The organism is Oleidesulfovibrio vietnamensis (genome assembly GCF_055388115.1).
In genome coordinates, this window is sequence record NZ_AP042419.1 from 514,472 (window position 1) to 531,273 (window position 16,802).

The 16,802-nt window shown below is 59.0% G+C and carries 11 protein-coding genes; 10 read left to right on the plus strand and 1 reads right to left on the minus strand.

The genetic code is table 11. The annotated features are described in order from the left end of the window. Nucleotides 1–134 precede the first annotated feature (134 nt). Both ACZ5D1_RS02190 and corA read left to right on the plus strand, forming a co-directional pair. On the plus strand, nt 135–1,001 hold the full coding sequence (locus ACZ5D1_RS02190; protein WP_464555760.1) for a glycerophosphodiester phosphodiesterase: 867 nt from the start codon (nt 135–137) through the stop codon (nt 999–1,001). Between the two features lie 140 nt (nt 1,002–1,141). Continuing rightward, on the plus strand, nt 1,142–2,206 hold the full coding sequence (gene corA, locus ACZ5D1_RS02195) for a magnesium/cobalt transporter CorA (RefSeq protein WP_011366568.1): 1,065 nt from the start codon (nt 1,142–1,144) through the stop codon (nt 2,204–2,206). 113 nt (nt 2,207–2,319) lie between these two features. On the opposite strand, the gene ACZ5D1_RS02200 is transcribed toward corA, so the two are convergent. Next, entirely contained in the window at nt 2,320–2,616 is a 297-nt protein-coding gene (locus tag ACZ5D1_RS02200; protein WP_011366569.1) for a putative quinol monooxygenase, read from the minus strand. A gap of 273 nt (nt 2,617–2,889) precedes the next feature. Here ACZ5D1_RS02200 and ACZ5D1_RS02205 point away from each other — a divergent pair, with 273 nt between their 5' ends. The 8 genes from ACZ5D1_RS02205 to ACZ5D1_RS02240 all read left to right on the plus strand — a co-directional run bounded on the left by ACZ5D1_RS02205 (nt 2,890) and on the right by ACZ5D1_RS02240 (nt 16,801). Next, on the plus strand, nt 2,890–3,564 hold the full coding sequence (locus ACZ5D1_RS02205; RefSeq protein ID WP_011366570.1) for a phosphocholine cytidylyltransferase family protein: 675 nt from the start codon (nt 2,890–2,892) through the stop codon (nt 3,562–3,564). A 39-nt stretch (nt 3,565–3,603) separates the two neighbouring features. Beyond that, the gene (locus ACZ5D1_RS02210) at nt 3,604–4,788 is read left to right on the plus strand and encodes a CDP-glycerol glycerophosphotransferase family protein (protein ID WP_273195052.1); all 1,185 of its coding nucleotides are present in this window, start codon (nt 3,604–3,606) and stop codon (nt 4,786–4,788) included. A gap of 119 nt (nt 4,789–4,907) precedes the next feature. Continuing rightward, nucleotides 4,908–5,513 carry a flavodoxin family protein gene (locus tag ACZ5D1_RS02215; protein ID WP_464555763.1) on the plus strand — a complete coding sequence of 202 codons (606 nt, stop codon included), beginning with the start codon at nt 4,908–4,910 and terminating at the stop codon, nt 5,511–5,513. A gap of 754 nt (nt 5,514–6,267) precedes the next feature. Further along, nucleotides 6,268–9,159 (plus strand): M16 family metallopeptidase, encoded by a 2,892-nt coding sequence (locus tag ACZ5D1_RS02220; protein WP_027181701.1) that lies wholly within the window; start codon nt 6,268–6,270, stop codon nt 9,157–9,159. A gap of 7 nt (nt 9,160–9,166) precedes the next feature. Continuing rightward, entirely contained in the window at nt 9,167–10,054 is an 888-nt protein-coding gene (locus tag ACZ5D1_RS02225; RefSeq protein WP_027181702.1) for an ABC transporter ATP-binding protein, read from the plus strand. A gap of 124 nt (nt 10,055–10,178) precedes the next feature. Then, nucleotides 10,179–12,164 (plus strand): DUF4857 domain-containing protein, encoded by a 1,986-nt coding sequence (locus ACZ5D1_RS02230; protein WP_464555764.1) that lies wholly within the window; start codon nt 10,179–10,181, stop codon nt 12,162–12,164. 97 nt (nt 12,165–12,261) lie between these two features. Further along, entirely contained in the window at nt 12,262–14,787 is a 2,526-nt protein-coding gene (locus ACZ5D1_RS02235) for a TonB-dependent receptor plug domain-containing protein (protein ID WP_464555765.1), read from the plus strand. A 127-nt stretch (nt 14,788–14,914) separates the two neighbouring features. Beyond that, on the plus strand, nt 14,915–16,801 hold the full coding sequence (locus tag ACZ5D1_RS02240; protein ID WP_011366577.1) for an extracellular solute-binding protein: 1,887 nt from the start codon (nt 14,915–14,917) through the stop codon (nt 16,799–16,801). Nucleotide 16,802 lies beyond the last annotated feature (1 nt).

Here is a 16,802-nt window from a genome sequence, read left to right on the forward strand (position 1 = left end):
GCCATACACTGAAACAGCCCCCGCATATGCGGCGGTTACAAAGAATCACCGGCGGGCTGCGCTGCCGCAAACCGGCCGGTTGTCGGCTGTTGCGCGGCGTACTGCCATGCCGGAAATCAGGCCAGAGGGTGACCATGTTTTATGAACTGATTCCCGCGCACGCTGTGTGCGCACATCGCGGCGCACGTTCTCTTGCGCCGGAAAATACCATGCTGGCCGCACATAAGGCTCTTGCATGCGGCGCGCACTGCTGGGAACTGGATGTGCAGCGTTCGCGCGACGGTGTGCCGGTGGTCTTTCACGACCACGACCTGTCGCGCACCACCGATGCGGCGCGGTTGTTTTCGCACGGCGGTTCTGCCCCGGTGCTGCAAACGGCGCTGCATGATTTTGCGCAGCTGCGCAGTCTTGACGCGGGCAGCTGGTTCGGCCGCAAGGATCCTTTCGGTACGGTGGCGTCGGGCGAAGTGACCCGCGGAGCGCTGGCAGCCATGGAAGGACAGCCCGTGCCCTCGCTGGCGGAAGCACTGCGCTTCACCCGTGAACATAGTTTTCCCGTCAACATAGAGATAAAGGAACAGGTGCATTCCCCGGGTGACATGCGCATCATCACAGAGGTGCTTGACATCATACAGGCCGAAGACTGCGCCGGACTGCTGCTGTCTTCGTTCAGCCATGAGTATCTGCGCGAAGTCCGCCGCCAGTGGCCCGAGGTGCCTCTGGCGCTGCTGAGCGAAGGCGCAACGCCCGAAGAAACCCACCCGGCGGACGGCACTGCCAGCGGCATAGCCGGATACCTGCGGGGAATAGGGGCGCAGTCGTACCATCCCGACCATACGGTAACCGATGCCGGGCTGGTGCGCGAGCTGGCGGCGCTGGGCATAACCGTCAATGTGTGGACGGTGAATGACGCCGCCGCAGCCCGCGGTTTTCATGATGCCGGAGCGCGCTGCATCATCACGGACATGCCCCAGCGGCTGGTGCCGGACGGGCGGGGTTAGCGGTACTGCAGAACAGAGAGTGCTCAGTCCGCGCGGTTTTCCGCGCGGACTGTTTTTTTCTGCATCGTTGTGTATGCTGAAGGGCACAGGCGCAGGCACACCCGCACGGTGAACACCGGCGGCCCTGCCACGGAGGAATCATGGCCCGTTTTCTGAAAAAGATGGACACAAGGGCGGGGCGTCCGCCGGGTGCTCTGGTTTTTGTAGGCAGACAGAAAATAGATACGCCGCGTCTGCGTGTCATCGAATACGATGCGGACATGGCACGCGACGATTTTGTGCAGCACCCCGGTCAGCTTGCCGGCCGTACGCGGCCCGATACCGTGCTGTGGTGCAACGTGGACGGCGTGCACGATGCCGGACTGATGGAAACGCTGGGCGGGCTGTTCGGCATACCGGCGCTGGTGCTTGAAGACATCATGAACACAGGCCAGCGCCCCAAGCTTGAAGAGTTTCCCGGCATTGTCTTTGTTTCCATCAAAATGCCTTCACTCAGTCAGGACCGTTCGGCAGTGACGACAGACCAGTTGAGTGCCGTGCTCAGCGACGGCTGTCTGCTTACTTTTCAGGAACGTCCGGGAATGGTTTTTGAGCCGGTGCGCGAGCGGTTGAAAGGGCAGACAGGAAGACTGCGGCGGTACGGGCCGGATTATCTGCTGTACGCGCTGCTGGATTGCGTGTTTGAGGGGTATCTGAAAACCATTGAGGCACTGGGCGAGCGCATAGAAGAGCTGGACGACGAAATTTTTGAAGACCCCACGCCTGAACTGCTGCAGGAGATAACGCATTATCGCCGCGAGATGGCCTACATACGCAAGGCGGTGCGCCCCGCGAGGGAAATCGCGTTGCGCATGGCGCGGGTGGAAAACGGCCTTGTGGGCGAGGGCATTCAGCCTTTTCTGCGCGACCTTGCCGATATGGCCGAGATGACCGCCGATGCCGTGGAGGTGTACCGCGAACTGCTGAACGACCATCAGAACAGTTATAACATGGCGGTGGGCAACAGACTGAACGACATCATGAAGTTTCTGACCATTTTTTCCACGGTATTCATTCCGCTGTCGTTTCTTGCCGGTGTGTACGGAATGAACTTTGACGTGATGCCCGAACTGCACGTGGAGTATGCCTATTTTGTGCTGCTGGGCGTCATGGTGGCTGTCGCGGGGGGCATGCTGGTGTATTTCCGCTGGCGCCGCTGGCTGTGACACTGCACGCCGCAGCATGCCGCCGCGGTGCATGACAGTGGCAGGGACAGCACGGACGCAGTCTGCCGGAACCGCTCCGGCAGGCAGACTGCCGCCTGAAGGCGCCGCGCCGGCTACAGCGTTACCGGAGTGCTCCGGGTTGTGTGCAGGGTTACATCGCCGGCAAGCCAGTCTTTTGTGGTGCGGCGGTGCTCGTTCATGTGGGGCTGTTCAAGGTGGGCGCGCAGCGCATCCATGTCCTGCCATTCTTCGTACATGAAAAGCATATCAGGCCGGTACGGGTCGGTGTACAGGTTGTACGTCAGACAGCCCTGTTCGGCGCGTACCACCGGTGCCAGCGCATGCATATGGCTGATGAAGTCCGCCGCATGCTGCGGTTTGACGGGTATGTGTACGGTGACGGTTATCATGATGCTCCTTGCTGCCGCGCTGCGGAACAAGCCGCCCGCGGCCGGTGTATGAGGTCTGACGGGGTTTTGACAGCGACTCCCGTCTGCCGGTTGTATATCAGATGCCGGTCAGTCAGTCACGGGCCGCACGGCGGGCAGTTCCCGGCAGTTTCTGGCAGTTTCAGGCTGTGTCAGGTCGTGCCGGGCAGACTGTGCCCGGACGTGGCATGTAACTTGCTTGGTACTGCGCAGGCCGGGCCGTTTTTCTTACCTTTAGCCACAGGGGCGTATGACATGAAAGCAGTCATCCTTGCCGCCGGCGTCGGAAGCCGTCTTGGCAGACCGTTTCCCAAATCGTTGTCCCGTCTGCCTTCGGGCGAGTGCATTCTGGGCAGACAGATACGCATTCTGCGCGAGATAGGCATCAGAGAAGTGCATGTGGTCGTGGGCTTTAAAAAGTCGCTGCTCATGGAAGAATTTCCCAATGTGTGCTTCCGCTACAATCCGGTGTTTTACATCACCAACACTTCCAAGAGTCTGCTTGCGGGCATAGAAGATCTGGACGATGATATTCTGTGGGCCAACGGTGATGTGGTTTTTGACCCCGAGGTGGCGCTGCGTCTGATGCAGGCCGGGGGCAATGCCGTGGCGGTGGACCGCAAAAAATGCGGAGAAGAGGAAGTGAAGTACCGCACGGATGCCGCAGGCTTCATAACCGCCATTTCAAAGCAGGTCGAGAATCCGGAAGGTGAGGCCGTGGGACTTAATCTTGTTTCGCGCGGAAGCCTGCCCGATCTGGTTGCGGCGCTGGAATCCTGCCGCCCCGACGATTACTTTGAACGGGCGTTGGAAATGCTGGTGGAAAAAACGCCTTACCGGGCCGTTGATATTTCCGATTACCGGTGCATTGAGGTGGACTTTAAAGGGGATCTGGACGAGGCGCGCCGTCTTTTTAACGAAGGTGCGTGACGTTCTGCCCGTAACTGACGCGTAATTGCGGGGAAACAGATGGGAACCGATATCGGCAGCCTGTTTACGGCGCTATCGCAGCGTGCACCCAAGGAAAATCTTGCAGTGTTCATCGGGCGCATAGGCGGGCGCTTCATGGACAATACCAAATATCTGTTCCGCCACTGCGTGCAGACAGAGCAGCCGTTTTCTTCGGTCTTTCTTACCCATCATGCCGATGACTATGACATGCTGCGTGACGCCGGACTGCCGTGTCTCATGTTTCCGTCGGAAGAGGCCATAGCCATGTTGCCGCGGGCAAAGGCAGTGGTCTGCGATGATTTCTGGTGGCGTATGGAGACACCGGCGCGTTTTCTGCTTTCCGGCGCGCAGATACTCCAGTTGTGGCATGGTATTCCGCTGAAGCTGATAGGCATGCCGGAAGCGGAATCTGCCGTGAACATGGATGCGGAAAAACGGCAGATGCTGCGTGCGGGCTATTCGGGATACGATGCGGTTGTCTCCACGTCGCCCTTTGTCACCGGAACGGGGCTGGGGCGGGCTTTTGCATGTGATGAAATATGGGAGACCGGGTATCCGCGCAACGACATGCTGTTCCGCACGCCTGATGCCATAGATATGCTGGGCGTGGACAGGGAAGCATACGACGCCATGGAGCGGTTTCGCGGGGCGGGGTTTAAAACGGTGTTTTACATGCCGACCTTCCGCGATACCGGCGGGGACGCTTTTGAAAACGGTGCGCTTGATCTTGAGCGGTTGGATATTTTCTGCCGCCGTCAGAAAATCGCGTTCTTCTTCAAATTTCACCCGTATGTGAACGTACCCGTGCCCCGGCATCTCAAGGCCGTGCACAGCGTGCAGTTCAATTCCGACGCCTACCCGCTGCTGGCCCAGACAGATTGTCTGCTGACCGATTATTCTTCGGTGGCCTATGATTTTCTGCTTACGGGCAGGCCGGTCGTGTTTTTCCCGTATGATCTTGAAAAATATCTGGCCTGCGACAGGGCCATGTTCTACCGCTACGAAGATATGTCTCCGGGCCCGCGGCCGGTGAACGAGCCTGAGCTGTTCGAAGCGTTGTTCAGGGTATGCAAGGGCGGTGAAGATCCGTGGCGGGAAGAGCGCAACGCGTTGTGCGCCAAACTTTTTTCCGCATGTGACGGCCATGCTGCCGGCAGGGTGGCCCGGCTGATGCGGTCGCGTTTTTTTGCAGGGGGGGCATAGCGCGCGTTACGGTATGTTTGCAGAGAACTTTCTGCTGTGGCACCCTGCCAGGACAGACGGGGATGTTCCGCTGATATGCGGAGATGTTCCGGGGTGCAAAGCATAACAGGAGGACGCCTGTGATTCTCGGAGTTGAAGGCAGTCCGCGCCGGTCCGGTAATTCGCATAAACTGCTTGAAGCGGTACTGGAAGGCGCTGCGGATGCGGGGCAGGAAGGGTACGCCGTACACCTGCGCGATTACCGGTACGACCCGTGCGTGGGCTGCGAACAGTGCAGAACGGAAAAGGCCTGCACGCGTTTCCGTGACGGCATGACGCTGCTGTATCCGCATGTGGACGGCAGCACGGGACTTGTGCTTGTTTCGCCGGTGCACAATTACAACATCACGGCGTGGATGAAAGCTTTTATCGACAGATTGTACTGTTATTACGATTTCAGCGATACACGGCCACGCGCGTGGCGCAGCAGGCTGGCAGAACAGAACAGGGCGGCCGTCATTGCCGCGGTGGCGGAGCAGGAAACTCCGGAAAATCTGGGTGTTGCGCTGGAGGCCATGCGTCTTCCGCTGGAGGCCATGCGTCTTCCGCTGGAGGCGCTCGGGTACCGTGTGGTGGCGCAGCTGCCTGTGCTGAGGCTGTTTGACAGGGGGCTGGTGGCAAAGCATGAAGATGTGCTGCAGGCCGCCCGTGAAGCGGGCAGAAAGCTTGCTGAAGCCGTGACATAGTCTGTCTGCGGCGCGGTGGTCTGGCTGTCCGCCGCCAACAGTTGTTCCGCTGCGGTTCATGCGCTGCCGCGTGCGTTGCCGCTCTCCGGCCATGCGCCCTATAAAACCGGTGCCTGCAGATATTGCCGTGCCCATCTGCAGGCGGGTGGCATTTGTGGCAGCCGCTCTGTTGCTGCTTTTTGTCCGGCAGATATAGCGGCAGATATACCGGCAGCCATGCGCCGCTCCGGCTGCCTGCAGACGGGCCGTGTTCATCCGGCGGCGGCAGCATGTTTCCTGCCCGCTGTTTGTCCGCTGTTTGCCCGCTGCATTTTTCCGCAGTTATCCGCAGTTTCCCGCCACACTCCGGCGTTCATCTTTTTGCCGCAGAACCGGCCGCGTTGCATCGCGGTTTTTTTGTGTCCGCATGCAGTGCCGCACCGGTATACCGCATTGTTGCGGTGCGCTTTTCTTCGGGTATCTGTTCATGTCTGCCCCTTTGCAGGGGGCATCATACCGCTGCGTAACGTCTGTGTGTCGTGTTTCGCAGCTTTTTTACGTGCGTTCTGCTGTGTGCAGCCGTCCCGCTTTTCTCTCAGGCAGCCCGTTGCACTGATGTATCGCTTTCATTGTCTGGTGTGACGATCGGACATGATGAAAAATGCATAATCCGCTTGCCTTTTACGGAGGGGTTGGGTACTGGACGGACTGAACCCAATAATGAAAATAAATTTCATTTTCATAACGTAGAAAACACAACATTCCGGGAGAGATCATGCGTCAGTTGAAAATGGTTCCTGTTCTGTTGCTGCTTATGGTGGCCATAGGCTGCGTGCGGACAGTTGCCCCGCAACAACCTCAGGGTGAGGCATGGTGGCTGGACGGCCTGTGGCCGCATGAAAAAAGCGACCTGCCGCAAAGCGACAAAGCTGTGTTCGGACGTCTGGACAACGGTCTGCGCTACATAATCATGCAGAATGAAAAACCCGAAGACAGGGTGACGGTGCAGCTGAATGTGCAGGCGGGCTCGCTTATGGAGCGCGACGACGAACTGGGGCTTGCCCATTTTCTTGAGCACATGGCCTTTAACGGTTCCACAAACTTCGCTCCGGGCGAGCTGATTCCCTTTTTCCAGGAGAACGGTCTTGCTTTCGGGCGCGATGCCAACGCGCACACCTCGCTTCTGGAAACGGTGTACAAGCTTAATCTTTCGGCAGAAGAGGCCAATGTGGAAAAAGGGCTGCTTGTCATGCGCGACGTGGCGGACGGTCTGAGCATTCTGCCTGAAGAGGTGGAAAAAGAGCGCGGTGTCATTCTTTCGGAAAAAGCGGCCCGCGATTCCAAGCAGTACCGTGCCGCACGGCGACTGACCGCGCAGGTGTACGAGGGTACCCGTTTTGTAAACGACACCATAGGCAGCGAAGAGATTATCAGAACCGCCACGGCGGAGACCATCCGCGGATTCTACGATGCGTGGTACCGCCCCGAGCTTATGGTGCTGGTGGTGGTCGGCAGTGTGGACCCTGCCGATGTTGAAAGTGATATCAAAAAGCTGTTCGGCGATCTGGCCGCCCATGGCGAACGCCGTGTGCTGGAGCCGTGGGGCGATGTGCAGCGCGAAGGTGTGCACGGTTTTTACGATAATTACGATGCCGACTTTACAGTGGTGCGCATAGGCGCCATGAAGCCGCGCCGGTGGGCCGATGATTCGCTGGACCTGCAGCGCCGCATGGCGCTGGGCGCCATGGCCAACAGCATTGTCAGCAAGCGGTTGCAGCGGCTTAAAGCTGCCGGTAACGCACCTTTCCTTAATGCCTTCGTGCGAGAAGTCGACTCCATGTATCTTTTTCCCACGGCGGACATGATTGCCCGTACCGAGGCTGCAAACTGGCGCGAGACGTTTGCCGTGTTGCAGGATGAGCTGCGCCGCACCATGAAATACGGCTTTTTGCCTGAAGAAGTGGATGAAGTGCGCGCCGAACTGCTGCGCAGCTATGAACGCCGCGCCAGATTCGAATCCCAGATTGCCAATGATGATGTGGCTTCGGTCATGATCGGCTGCTTTAACGGCAACCGCGTGTATCAGTCGTGGCAGCAGACCTACGACATGTACAAAACATTTTTCGCCGGGGCCACTGCAGAAGAGCTGCACCGCGTGTTTCTTGATATGTGGGACAGCGGAAACAGAATGCTGTTCATCACCGGTGATGCCGTGATCGAGGGCGATGCCGGCGAAGAACTGCGCAGGCTCTGGAAAGAGGGCATGCAGCGTCCTGTGGCTCCGCTGCAGTCTGCTGCCGCGCTCGATTACCCGTATGTGGATGAACCTGCCGTTCCCGGTGAAGCGGCTTCCTCCGTCACCCGCCCCGTTCCGGGATCCGATCTGGTGCTGCACGAGGTGGTGTTCCGCAACGGACTGGTGCTGCGCATGCTGCCCACTCCGTTCATGAAGGACCACAGCTCGCTTTCGCTGCATGTGGGCGGCGGCAGCGATGCGCTGGACGATGAAGAATACGTTGTTGCGCAGTTCGCCGTGGACGCCGACAAACGTTCAGGTTTCGGCAGACTGACGGCGGAAGAGGCCGGACGTCTGTTCCGCAGTACCGGGTACGGAGCATCCTATAATCTGGGCTCTGAATCGCTGCAGATAAGCGGCCGCGGAGAGACCGCCGACATGCGCGGCATACTGCAGGCCATGTGGACGCAGTTCCGCGACCCGCATATCGAAGAAAAAGACCGGCAGGAAAAGCTGCGCGAACTGGCCATTGCCGACGCCGCCCGCGACAAGGATGTCTCTTCTGCCGCAGGCACGGCCGGCCGCAGGCTGTTCTTCGGTGATTCCGTGCGCATCAACCCCCTTACGGCGCAGCAGGGTGCCGGTATCAGCCTGCAGCAGATGCGTGATGCTCTGAAAAAACTGTATGCCGGTGGCGGCGGTGTATTGAATATCGTAGGCGATTTTGATCCGGAGGAGGCCCGCAGACTGGTGGCGGCATACTTCGGCGCGCCCGAAGTGCAGTGGCAGCCCGCCGCCGCCCCCGTGCACGCCTTTGTACCGCGTTTTCCCGCACCGGACAGCCGTACGGAACATGTGGTAGTTGATGCCGCGCTCAATCAGGCCGAACTGCGTGTGGGATATCTGCGCAGACTGCAGGATCCCGCCGACAGAAAAACGCTGGCCGCGCGCCGTCTGCTGGCTTCGGTGGTGCGTGACAGGCTGCGTACCGAAGTGCGCGAAGAGCTGGGCGCATCGTATTCTCCGGGGCTGTTCTACTGGGCGGATGATGTCAACGGCTACGGTATGTACATGGTGCGCATCGGCACGCAGCCCGACAAACTTGATATGCTGGTTTCCGTGGTGGACGACGTCATGCGTGACGTGGCCGCAGGCGGCGTGACCGCCGAAGAAATGGAGCGCCAGCGGCTGCCCATGCTCAGCGGATGGGAAGAAAACCGCCGCGAAAACGGGCTGTACATTTTTGCGCTTGACGCCGAAGCCCGCCGCCCGTTCCCGTACTTTGTCTGGGATATCGAATACATAAAAGCGCTGCGTGCGCTGACTGCGGAAGACCTGAACCGTGAGGCGCGTGCCGCCTTTACGGAAGATTCCAGAGCCGTTCTGACAGTCACCGAATCCGGAACCGCCCCTCAGGCATCTGCGGAGTGACAGAGCAATGAGCGTACTCATCGAATGCCGTGACCTGAGCCATTCCTACGGCGAAAAAACGGTTCTGCACGACCTGTCGTTCACCGTGCGGCAGGGAGGTGTGTTCGGGCTGCTGGGAAAAAACGGCGCGGGCAAAAGCACGACGATCAACATTCTGATGGGATTCCTCAGACCCGGCAGCGGCAGCTGCCGGGTGCTGGGGGAGCCCAGCCACGCCCTGAGTCCCCATGCGCGCAGGCGTATCGGCCTGCTGCACGAAGGATTCATCCAGTATGATTTCATGACCATAGCCGAACTGGAACGCTATTATGCCGCGTTTTACCCGTTGTGGGACCGCAGCGTGTTTTTTGACCTGACAGACCGCCTGCAGGTGCCCTACAGCCGCCGCATATCGTGTCTGTCATGCGGCCAGCGTTCACAGGTGGTGCTGGGGCTTATCATGGCCCAGCAGCCGCAGCTTATGATTCTGGATGACTACAGCATGGGGCTGGATGTGGGCTACCGCAGGCTGTTCATCGATTTTCTGCGCGAATATGTGGCCAAACGGGGAACAACGGTGCTGCTTACCTCGCATGTGGTGCAGGAACTGGACAAAATCGTGGACAACATGATCGTGCTCCGCGAGGGAAGAGTGGCCGTTTCCGGTTCCAAAAAAGAATTCATGGATTCTTTCCGGTGCTATTCTTTCGCCCGTTCGCCCGCCTCGGACGCGCTGCATGCCGACACGGTGCTGGAAAACGTGGAACATATGGGTTCCGTAACCACCGTATATGCCTTTGCCGACGGCGAAACCGTCGCACGCCACCTGAGGGACCGCGGAGTTGACCCGCAGAACATGACTCCGGTTCCCATGGATTTTGAAGACGCCTTTGTCGGACTGACCGGAAAATACTGATTCCGGACAGGGCGCAGACACACAGCGGGCGGGGGGTGAGCCCTGTCCGCCGGTCCGCTGCATCCTGTGTGCGGCTTCATGGATTTTTTAAAAATGCCTAACATGCTATAATCGCGGAACAATCATGAATAGACAGGTACAGGCCCTGCTGGCCAAGGAATGGATAAAGCTGCGCCGCGGCATATGGATAATCCCGCTGCTGCTGGGATATGCCGCCATCGACAGCGTGCTTGTTCTGAACACCATAGACAGAGTGCACGGCACCTTCGGTCTGTGGGCGACGCTGATAGCAAAGCAGCCTCCGTTTTTCGCGTCGTTCCGTCTGCTGGTTGCCTGCGGCGTGCTCACAGGGTTTCTGCAGGCCTGGCCGGAGTGTCAGGGCAAAAGGCTGCGTCTGCTTTTTCATATGCCTGTCATGCCCGGTAACATTGTCGGGGTGATGGTGGGCACGGGCCTGTGCGTGATGCTGCTTACCGGTGCGGCAGCCTGCGGGCTGCTTGCCGCGTCCATGAACGCCTTTCACATGCCGGCGGACATGATACTGCCTGTTATGGTTTCGCTGCTGCAGTGGGTGCTGCTGGGCATAACCGCCTATCTGGGAACGGTGGCTTTTTTTGCCATGCGCACCATGGGCGGCAGGGTGCTGGTGCTCTGGGTAATGCTAGCTGCTTTTAAACTGCTGTGGAATTACGGCGACTACGGCGCCTCGGAACAGGCTTTGTGGCGGTACGGACTGTTTGCGGCCGGTTTTCTGCCGCTGGTGTTTTTCAGTTACCTGCGTTTTATGGGCGAACGTGCGGACAGCCGTCTGTACAACGGCACACGCGCTGCCGGTCTGTTGCTGTTTGCTGTGGCGCTGTGCGCCGTGCTGCCCGACCTTTACTGGCGTACGGTCATGCCTTCGCGCGTCAGACAGCAGCTGCATTTCAGCCCTGTCGAACAGCAGTTTGTGATTATGAGCAGCTATCCCGAAGGAACAACGGGGCCCGGAGGTCTTTCGGGAACGGTCGTCACGCTGGAGGACGGCAAGGTGCTCAGCAGGAGCGAGACGGCTCAGGCTCTGCCCGTGAAGTATTCCCATGACCTGATCAAGTGGAAGGCCTTTCCGGAGTCTGTAAACGGTATTCCGCTCAGCGAACATGAAGCCCAGTACGGCTGGCAGTTCATCCGGTTCATGCCGAGAGACTGGAATTCCCCCGCACCCATGCTGCACATGCTTCTGGAGTCCGCCCCGCAGGGGGCACGGCTTGAAATGCCTGACGATATGTTCCGTCTGGGTGCCGGAGCCGGTTCACTGGAATTTCTGCGCCCTGAAGACGGCAGCGTGGATACGGTCAAAAGCGACAAGTTCACCGCGGCGCTGCGCGATGCGGGCTTTGTGTTTCCTGTAAAGGTGCTGGGCGGCAATCCGGATACCCGAAAAGAGTATGATGCGGGGTATCTGCTTGTGGATGCTCAGGGCACGCTGTTTAACCTGCAGATGGTGCATGGACTGCCGCGCTGCGTGAACAGCGGCGAGCGTGTGCCCGGCAATGTGCGCGGCGTTGTTGTGACAGAAAGCAGACGCCGGGAAATGGTCGGTTTTGTCATGACCGACACGGCGCTGTTTGCGGTGATGCAGGACGATCTTTCGTTGCGTGAACTGCCGCTGGACAACCTGAATGCCGATTCCGGCCATATGTATCTGTGGGCCGACAAACTGGGCAAGTATCTGGTGCAGGGCGACATTACCCGGCCGGAAGAGGGCCTGACGGGCAAGGCCATGACAACCGGCTTTGCCGTGACACACACCTATTCGCTTCCCATGCGCGCCGCGGACATCAAGGCGCTGGAAAGAGTCACCGACGCCGCTTCCGTACTGCTGCCTGTGCGGGTGGTGCAGCGTTCACCGCAGAGCAGATTCCTTTCCATGGGCTTTGAATATGCCACCAGCCCGCTGCTGGCGCTGGGCAGCGGCATGCTGCTGGCACTGCTGCTGGTGTGGCGCACCCGGGCTGCGGGGCGGTCTGTACGCTGGTGGGACTGCCTGCTGGTAATCGTCTTCGGCCCTGTGGCCCTGCTGGGCATCGGCCTTGTCAGTCCGGCGGTCCGCCTGCCCCGCTGGCGCTGATTGTATGTGTTCCCGTCCCTGCGGCGACGGAGACTCGCCGCAGGGATTTTTTATACATCTTGGTTGAAAATGAGACTCATTACCTAAGGGGGTAGAGATGAAAAAGCTTCTTCTGGGCTGCATGCTTCTGCTGCTGATGTCCGGCGCATTGCCCGCGTCGGCTGCAGAGGCTGAACAGAAGGGTGATCCGGCGGCGGGAGACCGGCCGGAAAACGCGGTGCAGCTGGAACCGGCGCGCAAAAATGGCGGGCCTGCAGCCAATGCCACCGGTCCGGCGGCACATAACGGCACCGTGTACCGGCTTGCTCCGGTTGATGTGCAGGAGGAGACGCGCGAGACCGGCCGGGCCACCATAGGCGGCAAGGCGCTGCGGTCCATGCCTTCGCATACCGGTTCGCTTACCGAAGCCCTGAAGGGCATGCCCAACGTGCAGTTTTCCAACGACATGATTTCCGGACAGACGGCAGGGGAAATAGCTCCGCCGCGTATCTCCATTTCGGGTGCAAAGCCGTATGAAAACAACTTTATGATTGACGGCATGAGCATAACAAACCGCATCAACCCGAGCGGGCTGGGGGACAGTGCCTCCCAGAATGATCTGACCGTGGGCGGGGGGGACCAGACACTTTTTTACGATACCCAGCTGCTGGACAACATAACCGTGTACACCAGCAATATTCCCGCCAGTTTCGGAGGATTTGTGGGCGGCGTGGTGGACGGAGAACTGCGTGATCCCAAAATGGATGAATGGCATTTCAGCGTGACAGGCAAACATACCCGCAGCAAGTGGTTCACCCTGCGCGGCGTGGATGAAAATTCTGAAAAACCGTCCAGCCAGCCCCGTTTTTCCATCAACACGGTTTCCGCCACTGCAGAAGGGCCGGTGAGTGATACCGCGGGGCTGCTGCTGGCAGTTTCGCGCAAGCATTCTGTCATACCCCTTAAGCGTGAAGAAAACGACGGCACCATCAATGATGGTGACCAGCACCGCATAAGCGACAACTTCATGGCCAAGATGGTCGTGCGTCCTTCCGACGACCTGACGCTGAAAATCGATGCGACCTATGCCCCCTACGAAGAAAAACGCTGGCGCGAAAAGTGGCCGGACAGCGACTGGTTTTTGCAGAATGATGCATACCGTCTGGGGCTGCAGGCCGAATACGAGACTCAGCACGGTACGCTGAGCGGCAAAACATCGTACATGCTGCACGGCTACAACCGCGAATCGTCTTCGGCGCACCGTTACAGCAACACCTCCACCGATGAGCAGCGCGGCGGCGTGGGTGACCTGAAGCAGGACACGCAGGAACTGGACATGCGTTTCGACTTCGACTCGGTGGACTACACCGCGGGCATGCTGACGTGGAACGTCTCCACAGGGGTGCTGTGGCACAACACGCTGGTCGATTTTACGGCCGGTGCTGCGGAAGTGGACGTGGACGTGCTGATGGCGGGCAACCGGAGGATTCTCACCAATTCCAAATACCTTGAGCATAGTCAGGAACTGTCGCTGAACACGCTTGGCTACTACGCGCAGACCGAACTTACGCTGGGCAACTTCACCCTTACTCCGGGGCTGCGTGCCGATTATGACGATTTTTCCACCAATCTGGACATAGCCCACCGCCTGAAGGCCGAATACGACACCTTCGGCGACGGTTCTCTGCGGCTGACAGCGGGCCTGAACCGTTATTACGGCGGTCAGCTTTCGGCCTATGCGCTTAAGCGGTATCGCCCGCAGATTGTGTTTCAGCAGCGCGACATGGATGGCGACGGCGTGTTCGAGTCGAGCAAGACCACCTATGGAACGGACAAGACGCACAGCATGTCGGGGCTGGATACGCCGTATACCGATGAAATTTCCGCCGGTGTGCAGGGTGATTTTCTGGGCTTTGAATACGGGGTCGAGCTGGTGAAGCGTGACTATAAGAACCAGCTGGTAAGCAAGAGCGACGACAAGAAAAGCTACTATATGACCAACGAAGGCAAGAGCGAATACGAAGGCATAACGCTGACCCTTGCCAGAGCCGTGCAGACGCAGTCCATGGGCGACCACGTGTTCGGTCTGGGCATTACCAAGTCCAAACGCAAGACATTCAACGGCAGCTACGACGAAGATGTCTACGACGAGGCCAACGGTGTGCGGCTGGATTATGACAAGGTCTACTACAACGGCGAACTGACCGACCGTAATGCGCTGCCGGCAGACGATTACAACGCGCCTGTGGTGCTGACCTTTTCGTGGCAGGGGCATTTTATGGAAGATACGCTGCGCCTGAATACCGTCACCCGCTGGCGTGATTCGGCAACGGGGCTCATGGCCGATTCCCGTTTTAGTAATGACACGCCCCACGGCACCACTTCGGGCAGCAATACCAACAAAAGCGACAAGTGGATGGGTGAAAACGGTGAATACCACAACGCCTACAGACACGGTGTGATTTCCGGCGGGTTTGTGACCGACCTCGGCGTGGAATGGGATGTGCTGAAAGAAGAAGAGTACACCCTGACCATGCTCATGGATGTGAACAACGTGTTTGATGAATCGCAGGAAGTCAGTGTGACCGAAGGCGAAGCCTCGCGCGGGCGTTCCTTTTATGCCGGTTTCCGCTGCGAGTTTTAGCTGAATAGCGGAGTATATGACGCAGTGCCCGGCGGCGTGCCGCCGGGTGCTGCCTGTCCTTTCCGGCTGGGGCGTGTACGGGCGCCGCAACCGGATGATGTTGTTTTGCAAGGTAAGGAGAATAGCAATGCAGTACGCATTGAGACGGCGGAAAGGCGTGAATATGCTGGCTGTAGTGAGCGGTACGGCGGCAAGGGTATGCATGATGGCTGTGTGCGCGTTGTGGCTGATGCAGGCCGGTGCGGCAGCGGCGCAGCCGCTTACGGTGCTGACCATGGACGGCGAACCGCGTTTTGCATGGAATGGCCGCCACTTTCCCCATGCCGACCCGGACGCGCCCAAAGGCGGCACACTGCGTCTTTCGGCCAGAGGCAATTTCGACTCCATGCATGCCTTCATCGCACGGGGACTGCCCGCGGCGGGCATAGGGCTTACCGTGGAGACGCTGGGCACGGGAGCACCTGATAATACCCTGTTTGAATATTACGGGCTTATCGCGCAGTCATTTGAGGTTGCACCGGATTTTTCGCATGTGACGTTCAACATCAATCCCGCGGCGCGTTTTCATGACGGCAGGCCCGTCACCGCGCACGACGTGGCCGTCACCTTCCGCCTGCTGATGGAGCACGGCGCACCCCGCTACAAGCAGTATTATGCCGCGGTGGACAGAGCCGAAGAACTGTCGCCCTTGAGCGTGCGGTTTTATCTGAAGGAAAAAAACAACAAGGAGCTGCCAGTCATACTGGCCCAGCTGCCGGTGCTGCCGGCGCACTACTGGCAGAATCATGACTTTTCGCAACCTTCGCTTGTGCCGGCCGTCGGCAGCGGGCCTTATCGGGTGAAGGATTTCGCCATGGGCAGTTACGTGGAGTACGAGCTTGTGGACGATTACTGGGCGCGCGACCTGCCCGTGAACAAGGGGCGTTATAATTTCGGCACCATCCGGTACGAATACTACCGTGACGAGACCGTGGCCAGAGAGGCGTTCAAAGCGGGAGAATTTGATCTGTACCCCGAGGGCACGGCCAAGGCATGGGTTTCTGCCTATACGGGACCGGCGGTTGCGGCGGGGCATATCAGACGTGAAGAGCTGACCACCAACAGGCCCATGGGCATGTACGGTTTCTTTTTCAATACCCGCAAAGATTTGTTTCAGGACAGACGCGTCCGTCAGGCGCTGGCCCTGCTTTTTGACTTCGAATGGACAAACAAGGCCATTTTCCACGGATCCTATACCCGCAGCACCAGCTTTTTCGCCAACAGCGAACTTGCCAGTTCCGGTAAGCCTTCTCAGGCGGAACTGGATGTGCTGCGGCCTTTTGCCGGACAGCTGCCGCCGGAAGTGCTGACCTCTGCCTGGGATGTTCCCCGTACGGCGGGCGACGGTAACATCCGTCCCCAGATGCGTCAGGCGCTGGCCCTGCTGCAGCAGGCCGGCTGGACGCTGCAGGACGGCCGTCTGCGCGATGCTGCCGGCAGGCCGTTTGAGTTCACCCTGCTGTTGCAGTCGGCGGGTTCCACCCGCGTGGTGCTGCCGTACCGCCGCAATCTGGAACGGCTGGGAATAATCATGAATGTGGCCATGTCAGACCCCACACAGTACGTCAACCGTGTGCGTTCTTTCGACTATGACATGATCATGGGCCGTGTGCCGCAGTCTGCCTCGCCCGGCAACGAACAGCGGTCCTACTGGACATCAGCGTCGGCCGGTACACCCGGATCGCGCAATTATGCCGGAGTGCGGTCTGCGGTGGTGGATGCTCTTGTGGAGCGGCTCATCGCTTCTCCGGACAGAGACTCGCTGGTGGTCAACTGCCGCGCGCTGGACAGGGTGCTGCTGTGGGGCGCCTATGTCATTCCCGGATGGTATTCGTCCTCTGTGCGCATTGCTTACTGGGACAAGTTCGGGCGCAGCGAAACGCCACCCGCCACAGGTTTTGACGTGCATTCGTGGTGGGTGGACAAAGAGGCGGAAAAAGCGCTGCGCAATGCCGGAACAGGATACGGGAACTGAC

Bases quoted from the DNA above. Each gene is read 5' to 3' on its own strand.
- ACZ5D1_RS02190 (WP_464555760.1), top strand. From the start codon at position 135: ATGTTTTATGAACTGATTCCCGCGCACGCTGTGTGCGCACATCGCGGC.
- corA (WP_011366568.1), top strand. From the start codon at position 1,142: ATGGCCCGTTTTCTGAAAAAGATGGACACAAGGGCGGGGCGTCCGCCG.
- ACZ5D1_RS02200 (WP_011366569.1), bottom strand. From the start codon at position 2,616: ATGATAACCGTCACCGTACACATACCCGTCAAACCGCAGCATGCGGCG.
- ACZ5D1_RS02205 (WP_011366570.1), top strand. From the start codon at position 2,890: ATGAAAGCAGTCATCCTTGCCGCCGGCGTCGGAAGCCGTCTTGGCAGA.
- ACZ5D1_RS02210 (WP_273195052.1), top strand. From the start codon at position 3,604: ATGGGAACCGATATCGGCAGCCTGTTTACGGCGCTATCGCAGCGTGCA.
- ACZ5D1_RS02220 (WP_027181701.1), top strand. From the start codon at position 6,268: ATGCGTCAGTTGAAAATGGTTCCTGTTCTGTTGCTGCTTATGGTGGCC.
- ACZ5D1_RS02225 (WP_027181702.1), top strand. From the start codon at position 9,167: ATGAGCGTACTCATCGAATGCCGTGACCTGAGCCATTCCTACGGCGAA.
- ACZ5D1_RS02230 (WP_464555764.1), top strand. From the start codon at position 10,179: ATGAATAGACAGGTACAGGCCCTGCTGGCCAAGGAATGGATAAAGCTG.
- ACZ5D1_RS02235 (WP_464555765.1), top strand. From the start codon at position 12,262: ATGAAAAAGCTTCTTCTGGGCTGCATGCTTCTGCTGCTGATGTCCGGC.
- ACZ5D1_RS02240 (WP_011366577.1), top strand. From the start codon at position 14,915: ATGCAGTACGCATTGAGACGGCGGAAAGGCGTGAATATGCTGGCTGTA.